Source organism: Streptomyces sp. NPDC050423, from assembly GCF_040655445.1.
Taxonomy (GTDB): domain Bacteria; phylum Actinomycetota; class Actinomycetes; order Streptomycetales; family Streptomycetaceae; genus Streptomyces.
Map to the genome: position 1 here is coordinate 16,630 of NZ_JBFAJY010000001.1, position 15,853 is coordinate 32,482.

Here is a 15,853-nt window from a genome sequence, read left to right on the forward strand (position 1 = left end):
CGAAAGGCCGCACGCAGCCCCTAGAGCCCCCCTAAGACCTGAGATCTCGCCCGCTGTTCACCGCGGGAGAGTGACCGGTGTCCGGCCGGATGTCCGCACCTTCGCGGTCCCGGAAGTCACCGGAATCCATCGCCGTCCGGTCGAATGCCCTTTGTACGTAGGAGAGGTCGGCGATCAGCCCCGCCGAGGTGACCTCCCGGCCGCGGGCCCGGCCGACGAGCCCGGCCAGCGGCAGCCGCCCGATGCCGGCCCACCGCAGCCGGCCGTCGCCGTCGATGTAGCTGCGGGCCCGGCCGTGATTGTCCGGGTGCAGGCAGTACGGGATGTCCAGGGCGCCCTGCCTGAAGGCGAGCACGAGTGCGTGCCCGATGTCCGGGGCCAGTTCGAGTACGCCCTCCACCAGGGCTCTGGCCTCCAGGTATGTCTGCGAGTCGGCCTCGGCGGCGGCCGGGCCGCCGGACGGCGGCGCCTTGGCGGTGCGGGCCGCGGACTCCAGCGCGGCGACGTTCTCCGCGACGGTCGGTATGCGGCGGGACTCAGCCACCGTCTTCACGATGAGCCGCTCCGAACCAGAGTCGACCGCGAGGCGCGTCGCTTCGTCGAGCAGCAGATAGGCGCCTTCGTCCGTGGTCGGGTACACGCCCATGTAGGCGTAGATGACCACGTGCCAGTTCGGCGTCGGGAGCAATTCGGCGCAGAGCCGCCGCAGCGCCGCGACCGCTTCCCGGTCCTGCCCCGGGTGGGTCTGCTGGGCATAGCTGAGCGACACACTGCGTATTCCGTGCGCGCAGAAGAAAAGCGCTTCGAGCACACTGATCGCCACCAGCTGGCTGGGTGGGCACAATTGCCCGAGCATGCAGCCGCCGAACGTCTCCAGATGCGGTTCCACGCCCGATTCCCGCAGTTGTGCGAAATCTTCGGTGCAGCGGACCCAGTTCCGTACGGACTCGTCCAGCGGAGTCCGTCCGTAGGGGAGGCAGTAGGAGACGGGGCCGCCCTCGGTGGCGTTGATCAGGGTCCGTCGCAGCGCGGTGAAGATGTCCTCGGGGACGGCCGATCCGTGCCGGACCTGGACGGGGAACGCCTCGTCCCTGATGCCCGCGAGAACCTGCCCGGTCACGGCCGGGTCGTAGCTGACGATGGGGTAGCCGTTGAGATCGGCCCCGGCCCGCAACGCGCTCTCCACGGACGTCAGTTCACCGACCCTGGTGTAGCTGTCGAGGGTGATGGTGCCGACCGTCGCGGCGTCGGCGGCGCGGGTCGCGGCCAGTCCGGCGCGCATGGTGGCGGGGTCGCTGAACCCCATCCGGGGCTGCACCACCAGGTCGCCGGCGCGGCTCCTGGCCCGGACGAAGGCTCCGAAGTCCACCGGGCGCGCCCCCTCGGACGTCCGCCGGAGCGGGCGCGCGCCCGGTCTCACGCCACGACCTCGGTGCGTTCCAGGGCGCGGGGGGCGGTGGGCAGTGCGCCGACGAACCGGCTGAACTCCCTGGTGGTGGTGGAGGCGTCGTCGAAGACGGCGTCGAAACCGGCGGAGATCAGCTCGCCGATCGCCGCGTCGCTCTGCTGCCCGGCGACGCCGAGTTTGCCGCCGATGACCACCGGGGTCGAGGCCAGTTCACCGCGGGTGCGCAGTGCGTCGATGACGCGCAGGCCGTCCTGGTGGCCGTGCCCGTTGACGCTGCTGATCACCACCAGGTCGGGGGCGCTCTCCCGGCAGGCGTCGACGAGTACCTGGTCCGGGACGCACGGCCCCAGGTTGATCACCTCGTATCCCAGCTCCTCGATGAGCAGCTGGAGGAAGACGAGGTTCCAGGTGTGGGAGTCGGAGGCCACGGTGGTGACGATCACGGTGCCGCGCCGGTCGCCCGCCGCGCTGACGGCGCTGGTGGCGCCGTGTGTGAGGCCGGCGCTCATGCGGTCTCTCCCGCCCCGGTGTCCGCGGACGGTTCGTCCACGTTCGCGTAGGAGCGGGAGTGCTCGATCCGGGAGACGGACAGCACCGTGTCACCCCGTACGACCACCTCGGTGGGGGCCGGGCGGCCCAGGAACATCAGCAGGCTGGCGGTCGGCCCGTACGCCCCGGCGTTGGGGATCGACACCAGGTCGCCGGGGGCGAGCGCGGGCAGGTCGATCTCGCGGCCGAGGATGTCGCCGGGAGTGCACAGCGGGCCCACCAGGCTGGCGGATTCGACGCATTCCCCGGATTCGGTCCCGACGGCCACGGGCAGCAGCCGGCCCAGGCCCGACATGCCGCCGAAGGTGTTGATGCCCGCGTCGAGGATGACGAACTTGCGACCGCGGCTGACCTTGACGTTGCTGACCGAGGCGACCAGCGTGCCGCTCGCGCCGACGAGGTAGCGGCCCGACTCGCAGGCGACCTCGGGGCCCTCGGTCCGCCAGCGCGGGAAGTGGGTGTCCAGCGCGGCCGCGAGTTCGCCGCGCAGCTTGGGGTACGTACCCCGGCTGCCGGGTACGGCGTACGGCACGGTGAAGCCGCCGCCGATGTCGAGGAAGCGCAGGGGGAGGTCCAGCTCCTGCTGGAGGCGGGCGGCCAGTTCGATGGTGTGGCGGAACTCGCCGACGAGGCTCTCCTCGTCCTTGGCGTTGCTCAGCGGGAAGAAGTGCATCCCGGTGATGCGGACGCCCTCGACCGTCCGCAGCTCGGGGACGACGTCGGCCAGGGTCTCGCTGTCGAAGCCGAACTGCGAGGGGGTGCCGGTCATCCGGATGCTGCTGGTGGCGCTGGCGGTCGCGCTGTTGACGCGCAGCAGGCAGTCGGCGGTCACCCCGTTCGCCAGGGCGGCGTCCGCGACATGGCGGACGTCGGAGACCGAGTCGGTGGAGAAGACGCGGACGCCCAGGCGGATCGCCTCGTCCAGTTCCCCCGCGGTCTTGCCGGGTCCGGTGTAGAGGCAGTCCTCGCCGCGGAAGCCGGCGGCGAGGGCGGACTCCAGCTCGCCGGTGGAGCTGATCTCGGGCCGGCAGTTGCGGCCCCCGCCCTCGCGCAGGGCCCGGACCAGCCCCGGGTGGGGGTTGGCCTTGAGGGCGTAGAAGAGGGTGAACTCCTCGGGCAGTGCGTCGGACAGCTGTTGCCGGGCCGCCTCGATCTCGTCGAGGTCGTACACGTACAGCGGTGTGCCGAAGCGTTCGGCCAGTGCCTGGTAGCGGCTCATCGCCCTTCCCCGTCGATCATCTCGGTCAGCAGCTGCCGGGCGTTCTTCCCGTGCAGGCTCAGCGGCAGTTCGTCCAGGACCCGGCACTGGGCGGGCACCTTCGCCGACTCCAGACGCTCGGCGAGTTCCTTCAGAACGGTGTGCGGGGGCAGCTCGGTCTCGGCGAAGATGACCAGGTCCCGGGTGTCGGTGGGCGGCAGCGCCGTGGCGGTCCGCACACCGGGAATGTCCATGGCGGCGGCCTCGATCTCCACCGTGCTCATCCGGATGCCCTTGCGCTTGAACATGTCGTCGCGGCGGCCCTCGAAGTAGAGGTAGCCGTCCTCGTCGAGCCGGCCGTAGTCGCCGGTGTGCAGCCGCAGCGCCCCGGTGGCGGGGTCGCGGCGGAAGGTGCGCGCCGAGAGTTCGGGGCGGCGCCAGTAGCCGGGCATGACGTGCGGGCCGACGGCGACGATCTCGCCGGTCTCGCCGGCCGGGAGGGGCCGGCCCTCGGCGTCGAGGATGAGGACGGTGGTGCCGGGCAGGGGCAGGCCCACCGACTGGGGGCGTTCGTGTTCCTGGTCCGGCGGCATGATGGAGACGCGCTTGCACTCGGTCTGGCCGAACTGGCGGATCACCTGTACGCCGGGGAACGCCTCGCGCAGGGCGGTGACGGCGTGGGCGGGCAGCGCGGCGCCGGTGTTGGTGAACATCCGCACCGGGGGCGGGTCCTGGGTGTCGCGCCGGGCGAGGGTGCCGATCATCGTGGCCAGCGAGGGGACGATGGGCACCACGGTCGCGCCGGTCTCCCGCATCCGCCGCAGCAGTACGAGGTCGGACTCGCCGCCGTCCAGGACCAGCCGGGAGCGTCCCAGGCAGGCGAGCAGCACCTTGTACAGGCCGTAGTCCCAGGAGATCGGGAAGCGGCAGAAGACGACGTCGTCCGGCCGGTATCCCAGCACTTCCTGGATGGCGCGGGAGGCGAAGGTGACCTGCGCGTGCGGGCACACGACCGCCTTGGGCGCGGCGGTGGAGCCGGAGGTGTAGACGAGGAACGCGGTGTCGTCGGCGGCGATGTCGAGGGGCGGCGGCGCCGGGCGGCCGGCGGCCTCCTCGACGTGGGGCCAGATCGCCGCGAGGTCGTGCACGGGGAGGCCGGCGGCCCTGCCGAGTACCTCGGTGGTGGGGCCGTCCCCGATGATCAGGGTGGGTTCGGCGTCCTCGATGACGGACCGGAGGTGGTACTCCTTCATCGCGGGGTTGAGCGGCACCAGGATCACTCCGAGGCGCGAGGCCCCGTAGACCATGGCCACCAGTTCCCGCCGGCTGGGGAGCTGGACCAGCAGCCGGTCACCGTGGGCCGCACCCCGCTCGGTGAGCCAGGCGGCGAAGCCGTGGCTGAGTTCGGCCATCCGCCGGTACGTCACCTCGCCGGCGGAGTCGTGCAGACACCGCCCGTCGGGGGTGTCGGCGGTCGCGTCGTCGAGGAGGGAATGGACCGTCCCGCCGTTCCCGTGCGCCGTCGGCGCGTAAGTGGTGTTCGGATTCTCCACGGTTCCAACGTCGCTTTCGGGTGTGGGTGGCGAGCGGGCCGGCGTCGTCGCGCGACGGGGGGCCGGGCTCTTCGGGGGGTGTGGGGGGCCGGGGCACGGAACCTGAGAGGGGGGTGGGTTCCGTGCCCCGGCTTCCCGGGGCTGTGCCCCGTACCTAGTCGGCGACGCTCAGCGCCGCGACCGGGCAGACGTTGACGGACTCCAGGACTTCGTCGCGGAGTTTCTCGTCCGGCGTCTCGATCAGCAGGACGACCTTGCCGTCCTCCTCGTCCTGGTCGAAGACCGCGGGCGAGGTGATCACACAGGAACCGGCCGCGACACAGCGCTCTTTGTCGACGATCACACGCATGGGAAACTCCTTTACCAGGTCACCGGCAGCTCGTGGACGCCGTCGATGAGGGCGTTGGCCTTGAAGGGCAGTTCGTCCAGGGCCGCGTCGAGACGCAGTCCGGGGATACGCCGCAGCAGGGTCGTGAAGACGACCTCCAGCTGCATGCGGACGAGCATCTGGCCCGCGCACTGGTGGCGTCCGAAGCCGAACGCGACGTTGTGGCGTGCCTCGCGGCGGCTCAGGTCCAGGGTGTTGGGGTCCTTGAAGACGGCCGGGTCGTGGTTGGAGGCGGAGAGCGAGCAGATGACGCCCTCGCCCTTGCGGATCAGCTGGCCGCCGATCTCGGCGTCCTCCAGCGCGACGCGGACGGTGCCGTGGTCGGAGATGCTGGAGTAGCGCGACAGCTCGTCGACGGCCTGGCCCGACAGTTCGGGGTGCGCGCGCAGCCAGTCGGCCTGCTCGGGGTGCTGGAGGAGGACGAGGGCGCCGATGGTGATGCCGTTGACGGTGCTCTCGTGGCCGGCGGCGATCATGGCCCGTACCAGGGCACTGATGTCGGACGGTTCCAGCTCGTTCTTCTCCCCGTTGCGCTGGATCAGACTGCTGATCAGGTCGTCGCCGGGGTTCTTCTGCCGCTCGGCGATGAGCTCGTAGAGGAGCACCTCGACCTCGGCGTTGGCCGAGGCGTGCTCCTCGGCGCTGCCCTGGGTGACGAGGAGGGTGACCCAGCGGTGGAACAGGTCGCGCGACTCGTGCGGAACACCGGTCAGCTCGCACATGGCGATGGACGGCACGGGCATCGACAGCATGGACACCAGGTCCACCGGGCCGCCCTGGGCCAGCATCGCGTCGATGCACTCGTCGACGATCTCCTGGGTGCGCGGCCGCATCGCCTCGACGCGCTTCACACTGAGCTCGGGCATCAGCATCATGCGGTGCGCGGTGTGCTCCGGCGGGTCCATGTGCAGCAGGGCGGGCTTGACCTTGCCGAGCAGTTCCATGGGGAAGTGGAACTGGAGCGGGTAGCCGGGGTCGGCCATGTTGGCGCTGAACCGCGGGTCGACCAGCATCTGCCGGACGTCCTCGTACCGGGTGAGCAGCCAGGCCTCACGGCCGTTGAACTTGAGCTTGACCCGGGAGACCGGCTCGGTCTCCCGCAGGACCGCGTACTCCGGTGCGGGGTCCAGGGGGCAGCCGGTGCGTTCCAGGGGGAAGGGGCGGGGCTGGGCGTGCGGGCATGCGTCGACGAGATCGGACATGGTTCCTTCTCCAGAGGTCTCTGCGCTCGGTGGGTACGGGGCGGCGGTGACCGGCTCAGCCACGGGCCTTCTCCAGAGAGGCGCGCACGGCGGCGGCGGTGCGGGCGATGTTCTCGCTGAGTGGCAGGGCGCGCAGGTCGGCGGAGAGGACCTCCACCGACGGGGTGAGGTCGACACCCTTGGCGTCCAGCTTGCGCAGCAGCCCGGTGATGTCGAAGTCGCCCTCGCCCGGCAGCATGCGGCCGCTGAGGACTTCGTTCATGACGTCGGGGGACGGGGTGCGCGGGGCGTCCGCGAACTCCACGCCCACGATCTGCGCGCCCGTGAGCTGGTCGATCGAGCCGATGCCCGTCGGGTCGCGGAAGAGGTGCCACATGTCGACGAGCAGACCGGCGTTGGGCCGGTCGGCGGCGGTGATGATGTCGGAGGCGACCTGGTAGGTGAAGCCGGGCATCACGGCCATCGCTTCGAGGGAGATGTTCAGTCCGCGCGCGGCGGCCCGGTCACACATCGCGCCGAAGCGCTCGGTGAGGACCTCGGTGGGGGGCATCTCCACACCGGGCGGGTAGACGGCACAGGACTTGACGGAGGGGATGCCGGCGATCTCGGCCAGGTCGAAGAGGCGGGTCTCCGTCTCCAGGGCGGCGGCGCTCTCCTCCGGTCCGGCGTTCCAGCCGAAGTGGACCTCCAGCTCGTGCAGCCGGATCGCGTACTCCGAGAGCAGTCCGCGCAGCTTGTCCGCCGAGAACTCGGCGAGGAACGACTCCAGCTCCTCGACGCTCATGCCCATCGAGGCGCAGTTGTTCTCGGCCAGCGCCGCCAGCCGCTCCTCCAGCGTGTACCGCACCGGCTCCTGCCAGGCCGACCCGGTCAGCTGCAGATAGGCGAATCCCAGGTCGGTCCTGGTCAGAAGGGTCATGGTGTACCTCTCGCTCGGAAGTCCGCGGCCGGTCCTGAGTTCCGGTGGCAGGGACGCGGCGCCGGCCTGGGCGCGTCCCACCGGAGGTGCGTTGGGTCCGGGGCGACCGGGCCGCGCTCAGGCGGCGAGGCTCCGGCGGACGGGCCGGAGCGCCGTCCTGGGGTCCACGGCGACGACGTCGAAGTTCCTGGTGGTGACGGGTACCCGGCCGAAGAGGCTGTCCGGTCCCGCGACGTACAGCCTGCCGACGCCGTGGCGGCGCAGGGAGTCGACGACGAGGGGCCAGCGGACCGGGCGGACGAAACCGTCCAGCAGCATGGTGCGGACCTGGTCACCGGTGGTCAGCAGGGTGCCGTCCTGGTCGGCGACGACCGGGATGCGGGGATCGTGGAAGGTCAGCGGGGCGAACAGTTCCCGCTCGGCCCGCTCGCGCAGCGGGGCGAAGACGCTCGCGTGCATGGGCGGGCGCATCGTGTACAGCGGCAGGCCGCCCACCGAACGCAGCCGCTTGCCGAGCCAGTCGAGGACGTGTGCGCGCAGCGACACCATGTGGAAGTCGTCGTCGACGTGGCAGGAGACCTCGTACCACTCGCCGCGCTCGTCGAGTTCGGCGAGCACCCGGTCCAGTTCCGGGAGCGGGACCCGGGTGAAGGAGTGGGTGACGACGTCCTGGAGGTTCTCGGCGAACCAGGACTCCAGGAGCCTGGCCCAGCCGGCGGTCAGGCGGACCGCGTCGGCGAAGTCGAGGACGCCGGTGTGGGCGGCCGCGGTCTTTCCGCCGAAGCTGGGTCCGACGCAGAGCTCGGGTTCCGGGTCGAAGCGGTCGTGCGCCCACGCGGCGAGGGCCAGGCAGTTGACGAGGAAGGCGACCTGCGCGTATTCGCTGTAGTCGCCCTCGGCCTCGCGGTAGCGGTCGACGAGTGAGTAGCCGAGCGCGTCGTCGGCGTCGGCGACCAGCCGGCGGGCCACCGGGTTGATGAGCATGAATTTGGCCGAGTCCTGGAAGCGCGTGGGACTCATGCCGGGGAAGACCAGCGCAGCGCCGGCGCGGAAGTCGTCTCTCATTGGTGTTCCTGCCCTTCAGCACGTCGTCCCGGCGCGATCAGCCGTCGGGCGCTTCGTTTCCGAACCGGTCGGGACCCAGGCTGAGGTCTGCCCGCCGCCGCCAAAACCCCTAAGGTTGCGGGTCCCAATTCCGTTGACGCCCCGCGCTCGTGGAGGCGCGGCGCCCTGCGGTCCGGTCGGCGCAAAGGGATTTCGGCTCCACCCGGCGGTCCCCCGTAGAGCCCCTAAGGGTCGGGCGTCGGGACCGGACGGGGCGGGTCCCGGCCGCGGGCGGGTCGCGGACCCGGCCCAGGCCTCGCGGACCCGGCGTAGGGGGGTGCCGGACAACTTAGGGGAGGGCACGGGGCCGCGCCGGGTCTTCAATGAGGGACGGTTATCCGGATTCCGGCGCCGGTGGAGGAAACCGCCGCGCACCGTCGAGCCATGGATGGGTGGGACCATGACAGTGATTCAGGACGCCCCGTCGGACAGTGTGGGCGACAGTTCCCCGGCGCCCCGGCCGGATCTGCGCTCGCTGGTGGCTCAGGCGGCGGAGCTGAAGAGCGCGGCGCGTGAGGGACTGGGCCCGCGCTCCACCGAACAGCAGCACGCCCGGGGCAAGCTGACCGCTCCGGAGCGGTTGGAACTGCTCTTCGACCCGGGTACGTTCCGCGAGGTGGAGCCGTTGCGGCGGCACCGGTCCACGGGCTTCGGCCTGGAGCACCGGCGGCCCAGCGGGGACGGGGTGATCACCGGGTGGGGCCAGGTGCACGGCCGTACGGTGTTCGCGTACGCGCATGACTTCAGGGTCTTCGGCGGCTCGCTGGGCGAGGCGCACGCGCAGAAGATCCACAAGGTGATGGATCTGGCGCTGTCGTCCGGGGCTCCGCTGGTGGGTCTGAGCGACGGGGCCGGGGCCCGGATCCAGGAGGGTGTGACGGCGCTCGCCGGGTACGGCGGGATCTTCCGCCGCAATGTGCGGGCGTCCGGGGTGATTCCCCAGATCAGTGTGATCCTCGGGCCGTGCGCGGGCGGTGCCACCTACTCGCCGGCGCTCACCGACTTCGTCTTCATGGTGCGGGACATCTCGCAGATGTACATCACCGGTCCGGACGTGGTCCAGGCCGTCACCAACGAGCGGGTGACACACGAAGAGCTCGGTGGGGCGCAGGTGCACGCGACGGTCTCCGGCGCGGCGGGCTTCGTGTACGACGACGAGGCGGAGTGTCTGGAGGAGGTCAGGCACCTGCTCTCCCTGATGCCGGCGAACAACCGCGAACTGCCGCCCGAGGCACCGACCGACGACCCGGCGGACCGTCGGTGCGAGAGCCTGCTGACCCTGGTGCCGCACCACGCCAACCAGTCGTACGACATGCGCGCGGTGATCCGGGAGATCGTCGACGACGAGGACTTCTTCGAGGTCCACGCGCAGTGGGCCACCAACATCATCTGCGCGCTGGCCCGGCTGGACGGTCACACGGTCGGCATCGTGGCGAACCAGCCCGCCTCGCAGGCCGGGGTGCTGGACATCCACGCCTCGGAGAAGGCGGCGCGGTTCGTCCAGACCTGCGACGCGTTCAGCATCCCCCTGGTCACGCTGGTCGACGTACCGGGCTTCCTGCCGGGCACCGACCAGGAGCACCGGGGCATCATCCGGCACGGTGCGAAGCTGCTCTACGCCTACTGCGACGCGACCGTCCCCCGCGTCCAGGTCATCCTGCGCAAGGCGTACGGCGGTGCGTACATCGTGATGGACTCGCGTTCCATCGGGGCCGACCTGTCCTTCGCGTGGCCGACCAACGAGATCGCCGTGATGGGCGCGGAGGGTGCGGCGAACATCGTCTTCCGCCGGGAGATCGCCGCCGCGCCCGATCCCGCGGCAGCCCGTGAGCAGCGGATCAAGGAGTACCAGCAGGAGCTGATGCACCCCTACTACGCGGCGGAGCGCGGTCTGGTCGACGATGTGATCGATCCGGCCGAGACCCGTGCGGTGCTGGTGAGTTCCCTCGCGATGCTGCGGACCAAGGATGCTCCTGTCCCCGCCCGCAAGCACGGCAACCCCCCGACCTGAGACCTGTGAACCGCGACGACCTGTGACCTGTGACCCTGTGAGGAGTGACCCGCCCATGACCGCTCTCGCCCATGCCCCGGCGGCCCGGAGCGCGGACCCGGACCGCACCGGACCGGCGTTGCGTTTCCTGGGCGGCGCGCCGTCCCGCGAGGAGATCGCCGCCGTGACCGCCGCGCTGCTGAGCCTGCGCCGCGCCCCGGCGGCCGGTCCGGACGCCCGTCCCGGCACCGCACCCCGGTGGAGCGCACCGCTTCACTACCGGCCGCCAGGCAGCTGGGCGGCACGATGAGTAAGGATGTAGAGCACTGATGACGGACGACTCCCGGGAGACCGGACCCTGGATCCGGCGTTTCCATCCGGCGCCCGAGGCGCGCGCCCGTCTGGTCTGCTTCCCGCACGCGGGCGGTTCGGCCACCTACTACTTCCCGGTGTCGCGTGCGCTGTCCCCGGCGGTCGACGTGCTGGCGATCCAGTACCCGGGCCGCCAGGACCGCAGGAACGAGCCCTGCGTCGAGTCCATCGAGGAGCTGGCCGGCCTCGTCGTGGAGGAGCTGCGCCCCTGGGGTGACGTACCCCTGATCCTGTTCGGCCACAGCATGGGCGCCACGCTCGCGTTCGAGGTGGCCCGCAGGCTGGAGGCCGCGGGGACACCGCCGGGCATGCTCTTCGCCTCCGGCCGCCGGGCGCCCTCCCGGGTGCGCGAGGAGACCGTGCACCTGGCGGACGACGACCGCCTCATCGCGGACATCACCCAGCTGAGCGGGACGGATTCCGCGGTGCTGGCCGATCCCGAGATCCTGCGGATGATCCTCCCGGCGATCCGCAGCGACTACAAGGCCGCGGAGACCTACCGCTACCGGCCGGGGCCGCCGCTGGGCCTGGACGTCATGGCGCTCGTGGGTGACGACGATCCGCAGGTGACCGTCGACGAGGCGGCGTCGTGGCGCGAGCACACCACGGCTTCGTTCGAGCTGAAGGTGTTCCCCGGCGGACACTTCTTCCTGGACTCCCACGTGGCCGCGGTGCTCGACCTGATCCGCGCGCGCATGGGCGTGACCGCGGTGGGACGGTGAACCGCCGGGTGCGGCGGGCCGTCCGGCCCGCTCGCCCGGTCACCCGCGTCTAGGGCCTGTATTGGGTTGTCACGCGGAAGAAGGAGCGGGGCTGGGTGCGTGCGATCGCAAGGCGCCGGAGCACCCTTGTAGCGGAGCTACCAGGGCGCTCCGGCAACGCTGCGAGCGGGCGTGCCCAGCCCCGTGACGCCGCGGGACAGCCCTTAGGCCGTGTCGTCGAACTGCCTCCTGCCGCATGCCCCGGAGTCATCTCCGGGGCATGTGTGTTTCATGCCCCGTCCAATGCAATCCGGACAGAGTTGCGCTTCCCTCACCAGAATCTAGACGACCGTACTAGACTAACGTCTATCGCGGCATCGGGCAGTCTGCCCTCAAGAGCCGATGTGCGAGGCAGTCCCGGTCGGAGCCCGTGAACGCACCGGCCTGACACACATCCCCATCCCGCCCCGCGTACACGGTCACGCCTCCTTCCCATGGTTGGCCGTCACCGACCGGCTATCGACTACGGAGGCCAGAGTGCCGGTACGACCAGAGCACGGCGTCACCTCACGCGTCACCGAGGACGGGTGCCTCGAATTCCTCACCACGACGGAGGGCCCCAGTTACCGGTGCAGCCCCGTCGCCGCGGCCATGTGGATCGCGCTGCGCCAGCACAACGGCCAACTCGGCCCGGCGGCCGAGATGCTGGCCGAGCTGTGGTGCACGGACCCGGAGAACACCCGTACCGACATGGACATCTGGGTGAGCGAGCTGCGCGACGCGGGTCTGGTCCGCGACGAGCTCTGAGGAGGCGGCAGCCACGGCACCCACCCCCTCCCTCGGGCACGGCCCCCTCAGACGATCGGGCCCGTGCCGGCGGCGGTACCCTGGTGCAGCACCAGAATGGCCCGCATCGCCTCGGCCAGATCGCGCCCGGAGGGCGCGGTCTCCGGCGAGAACAGCCACAGCGACATCACCCCGTTGAGCAGCGCGGCGTAGAACCGGCCGAGGGTGACCGCCATCTGCTCGTCGACCTCGCTCTCGTCCACGCCATGGAAGAGCGCGACCAGGGCCGACCAGCCGAACGGCTGCGCCCTGGAGAGCCCCTCGCGCATCTGGGGCAGGTTCTCCGCGTGCACGGCGACCTCCACGCTCAGCGCCCACAGCGGTTTGCGCTCCGGGAAGATCTCGACGATGCGGTTCCAGACCATCTCGAAACGCTCGATCGTCGACGACGCGGATTCGAGGTCGGCCCCGATCGCGGTCCCCGGTCCGAACTCGTCCGCCCACTCCTGCATCGCCTGGACGTACGCCTGCACCAGCAGGGCGTCCTTGGAACCGTAGTGGTAGCCGATGGACGCCAGAGCGGTTCCGGACGCCGCTACGATGTCCCGCGCGCTCGTACGGGCGAACCCCTTCTCCAGGAGACAGCGCTTAGCGCCTTCCAGAAGATCTTCACGGTGACCCACAGCACCACCCTTGCCTTGAAGCCGTCGGGGCATCTTAGACCGAGCGAACTCCCGCGGAACTGACAAGCGTTGGACCGTGACCGCCGAACGCAACACCGCCTCGCCGTCCGTGCAGCTTGTGGCCACTAGAGGATGCGCCGAGCGTGCGCCACACTCTGAGGCGTGTGGCGTACGCACACGCGTTCCAGATACGCCACACGTGTTCCTATGAGGCATTTTCCCAATGCCGGAACAAGTCAATCTGCAGCATGGTGTTCGGGGGACAGAGTGGTATTTGCCGAAAGAGAGCCGGAAGTCCGGGCGTTGCGCACCGCACTCGACGAGTGCCGCAACGGCGCGACACGCATCATCGTCGTCGAGGGAGCCGCCGGATGCGGCAAGAGTGAACTCATCGACGCCCTCGCCGAATGGACCGACACGGGCGACGAGCTGGCCCTGCGGGCGTACTGCTCACCGAGCGAACGGGCGCTGCCGCTCGGCCTGATGCGGCAGCTGACCGGGGACGCGCCGGCCGGCGCGCTGCCCGAGGCCTCCACCGCACCGGACGGCCAGCCGCAGGTCAGCGCGATGCGCGAGTTCCAGGCGGCGCTGGAGCGGCTGAGTGCCGGCACCCCGGTCGTCATCTCCGTCGACGACGCGCACCACGCGGACAGCGCGTCCCTGCGCTATCTCCAGCACATCGTCCGGCACTGCCGCTCCGCCAGGGTGCTGCTGGTCCTCACGACGCCCCTCCACCAGGAGGGCCAGGACGCCGCCTTCTGCACGGAGCTGCTGCGCAGCCGTAACGCGCGGCGCATCCGGCTGCGGCGGCTGAGCCCCGAGGGAAGCCGGAGCGTCGCGGCCGGCTCCCGCGGCCCCACACCGCGCGAGGCGCTCTCGGGTGAGCTGCACGCCATCAGCGGGGGCAACCCGCTGCTGCTGCGCGCGCTCCTGGAGGAGTACCGCTCGGCCCCGACCGGCACCGAGGCCTTCCGCCCCGAGCAGGGCGGGCTGTTCGGGCAGGCCGTCCTGACCTGCCTGCGGCACAGCGGACCGCACATGGTGGACCTGGGCGCGGCGCTCGCCGTGCTGGGCGACGCCTACACGCCGGAGCGGGCCGGCCGGCTCCTGGGCGTCCCGGCCCTGGCCGCCGCGCAGTCGGTCGCCTCGCTGTCCGCCTCCGGCATCCTCAACGGCCACCGCTTCCCGCACCCGCACACCGAGGCGGCGGTCCTGGACCAGGTGCCCGCCGACGTACTGGCGCGCCTGCACCTGCGCTCCGCCGAACTCCTGCACCTGGAGGGCGAATCCGTCACCCGGGTCGCCGGTCATCTGCTCGGCGCCGCCCAGCTGGGCGGATCGCTCACCGCCGTCCCCTGGGCCGTGGACGTGTTGCGGGAGGCCACCGAGGACCTGCTGGCCCACGGCGACCCCGTCCGCGCCACCAAGGCACTCGAACTCGCCCACGAACTGAGCCGCGACGAACAGCAGCGGGCCGACATCAAGACCCGGCTCGCGGCCGTCACCTGGCGGGTCAATCCGGGCCGGGCGGAGAAGCACCTGTCCGTCCCGCTCGCGGTGCTCCGGTCCGGCCGGCTGGCCGCGGAGCGCCTGGCGCCGCTGGCGGAACTCCTCACCTCCCAGGGCCGGATCGCCGAGGCGGCCGAGGTGATGTCCATGATTCTCAGCGATACCGCGGCGAGCGGCGCCGGGGACCACACGGGGAACGGATACGGAACCCGTCCGGCCGAGGGAACGGGCACTTCCGGCGTCCGGATCGAGAACCCGAGAGAACCCGGCGGGGGAAGACCCGCGGCCGACGCCGAGAACAACGCCGAGACCACGGCCGCCGAACGCTTCCTGCGCACGACCGTCCTCACCGACGAGACGCTGGAACCGGTCATGCGCGCGCTGCGCTCGCTCGCCTACTTCGGTCAGCCCGAACGGGCCGCCGTCTGCTGCCGCGAGCTGATCGCCGAGGCCGAGCGGCAGAAGGCCCCCGCCTGGCAGGCCCTGTTCTCCTCCGCGCTCGCGGCGGTACTGCTGCGCCTGAGCGATCTGCACGCCGCCGAGGAGTACGCGCGCCGCGCGCTGGACTGCCTGCCCGAGCAGAGCAGCAGCGCGTTCATCGGCAGTCCGACGGCCACCCTGATCCGGGCGCGCACCCTGATGGGGGACCACGCCGCGGTCGCCCGGCAGCTCCACCAGCCCGTCGCGGACACGCTGTTCAAGAGCACCCACGGCCTCTCCTACCTGCGCGCCCGCGGCCTCTACCTCATGGCCACGCATCAACTCCAGGCCGCGCTGGGCGACTTCCTGGAAGCGGGCCGGCTCGCCAAGAGCTGGGGCGTGGACCGGCCGGCGATGCTGCCCTGGCGCACGGACGCGGCCGACGCGCTGTTCCGGCTCGGTGAGACGCAGCGGGCCAAGGCGCTCGTGGAGCAGCAGTTCGCCGATCCGGACGCGCGCAGGCCGTGGGTACGCGGTATCAGTCTTCGTCTACGCGCGGTGACCTCGGATCCTCGCCAGCAGCTCGCCCTGCTGAATCAGTCGGTCGACGAGCTGAGCCGCTCCGGCGACCGGGTGGAACTGGCCCGTTCGCTCGCCGCGCTGGGCCGTTCCCTGCGGGCGGTCGCCGAGCCCGCACGGGCGGACGCGGTGATCCGCCGGGCCTGGAACCTGGCCCGGGAGTGCGGTGCCGAGTCGCTGTGCGAGGAGATCTGCCCGGAACTCGGTCCGGAGGACGGGATGCACCGACGCGGCGCCCCGGAGGAGTACCGTTCCGATCTCGACACCAAGTTGAGCGACTCCGAGCGGCGGGTGGCGACCCTCGCGGCGAGCGGCTACACCAACCGCGAGATCTCCCTGAAGCTCCACATCACCGTCAGCACCGTCGAACAGCACCTCACCCGCGTCTACCGCAAACTCAACATCACCCGCCGGCAGGATCTGCCGGTGGACCTCCACCTCGCGGTCTCCACCGCCGAAGCCGTCTGATCAGACCTTCCGGGTTCGCTGTGG

The 15,853-nt window shown here is 71.1% G+C and carries 14 protein-coding genes; 5 read left to right on the forward strand and 9 right to left on the reverse strand.

Going from position 1 to position 15,853, the window contains the following annotated elements; all coding sequences use genetic code 11:
• Positions 1-31 precede the first annotated feature (31 nt).
• The 8 genes from AB0I52_RS00015 to AB0I52_RS00050 all read right to left on the reverse strand — a co-directional run bounded on the left by AB0I52_RS00015 (position 32) and on the right by AB0I52_RS00050 (position 8,201).
• Positions 32-1,420 (reverse strand): methylaspartate mutase, encoded by a 1,389-nt coding sequence (locus tag AB0I52_RS00015; protein ID WP_363067317.1) that lies wholly within the window; start codon positions 1,418-1,420, stop codon positions 32-34.
• Positions 1,417-1,917, reverse strand: coding sequence for a cobalamin-dependent protein (locus tag AB0I52_RS00020; protein ID WP_363067319.1), 501 nt, complete (start codon positions 1,915-1,917; stop codon positions 1,417-1,419). Before AB0I52_RS00020 ends, AB0I52_RS00015 begins: the two co-directional genes overlap by 4 nt.
• On the reverse strand, positions 1,914-3,176 hold the full coding sequence (locus AB0I52_RS00025) for a type III PLP-dependent enzyme (RefSeq protein WP_363067321.1): 1,263 nt from the start codon (positions 3,174-3,176) through the stop codon (positions 1,914-1,916). Before AB0I52_RS00025 ends, AB0I52_RS00020 begins: the two co-directional genes overlap by 4 nt.
• Positions 3,173-4,708 (reverse strand): AMP-binding protein, encoded by a 1,536-nt coding sequence (locus AB0I52_RS00030; protein WP_363067323.1) that lies wholly within the window; start codon positions 4,706-4,708, stop codon positions 3,173-3,175. The genes AB0I52_RS00025 and AB0I52_RS00030 overlap by 4 nt, the downstream gene beginning before the upstream one ends.
• A 154-nt stretch (positions 4,709-4,862) precedes the next feature.
• The gene (locus AB0I52_RS00035) at positions 4,863-5,057 is read right to left on the reverse strand and encodes a ferredoxin (protein ID WP_362966135.1); all 195 of its coding nucleotides are present in this window, start codon (positions 5,055-5,057) and stop codon (positions 4,863-4,865) included.
• An 11-nt stretch (positions 5,058-5,068) separates the two neighbouring features.
• The gene (locus tag AB0I52_RS00040; protein WP_363067325.1) at positions 5,069-6,298 is read right to left on the reverse strand and encodes a cytochrome P450; all 1,230 of its coding nucleotides are present in this window, start codon (positions 6,296-6,298) and stop codon (positions 5,069-5,071) included.
• A 55-nt stretch (positions 6,299-6,353) separates the two neighbouring features.
• Positions 6,354-7,217 carry a TIM barrel protein gene (locus AB0I52_RS00045; protein WP_363067327.1) on the reverse strand — a complete coding sequence of 288 codons (864 nt, stop codon included), beginning with the start codon at positions 7,215-7,217 and terminating at the stop codon, positions 6,354-6,356.
• 117 nt (positions 7,218-7,334) lie between these two features.
• A complete protein-coding gene (locus tag AB0I52_RS00050) occupies positions 7,335-8,201 on the reverse strand; it encodes an ACP S-malonyltransferase (protein ID WP_363067797.1) in 867 nt (288 codons plus the stop codon).
• 520 nt (positions 8,202-8,721) lie between these two features.
• On the opposite strand from AB0I52_RS00050, the gene AB0I52_RS00055 reads away from it, so the two are divergent.
• From AB0I52_RS00055 to AB0I52_RS00070, 4 genes are all read left to right on the forward strand, one after another.
• Positions 8,722-10,332, forward strand: a complete 1,611-nt coding sequence (locus tag AB0I52_RS00055) for an acyl-CoA carboxylase subunit beta (protein WP_363067329.1) — start codon at positions 8,722-8,724, stop codon at positions 10,330-10,332.
• 55 nt (positions 10,333-10,387) lie between these two features.
• Complete coding sequence (locus tag AB0I52_RS00060; RefSeq protein WP_363067331.1) at positions 10,388-10,621, forward strand: acyl-CoA carboxylase epsilon subunit; 234 nt, start codon at positions 10,388-10,390, stop codon at positions 10,619-10,621.
• A 19-nt stretch (positions 10,622-10,640) separates the two neighbouring features.
• Positions 10,641-11,405, forward strand: coding sequence for an alpha/beta fold hydrolase (locus AB0I52_RS00065; RefSeq protein ID WP_363067333.1), 765 nt, complete (start codon positions 10,641-10,643; stop codon positions 11,403-11,405).
• Between the two features lie 516 nt (positions 11,406-11,921).
• Positions 11,922-12,191, forward strand: a complete 270-nt coding sequence (locus AB0I52_RS00070; protein ID WP_363067335.1) for a PqqD family protein — start codon at positions 11,922-11,924, stop codon at positions 12,189-12,191.
• Between the two features lie 47 nt (positions 12,192-12,238).
• Here AB0I52_RS00070 and AB0I52_RS00075 read toward each other — a convergent pair whose 3' ends face one another.
• On the reverse strand, positions 12,239-12,853 hold the full coding sequence (locus AB0I52_RS00075; RefSeq protein WP_363067337.1) for a TetR/AcrR family transcriptional regulator: 615 nt from the start codon (positions 12,851-12,853) through the stop codon (positions 12,239-12,241).
• 207 nt (positions 12,854-13,060) lie between these two features.
• Here AB0I52_RS00075 and AB0I52_RS00080 point away from each other — a divergent pair, with 207 nt between their 5' ends.
• Positions 13,061-15,829, forward strand: a complete 2,769-nt coding sequence (locus tag AB0I52_RS00080; protein ID WP_363067339.1) for an AAA family ATPase — start codon at positions 13,061-13,063, stop codon at positions 15,827-15,829.
• Positions 15,830-15,853 lie beyond the last annotated feature (24 nt).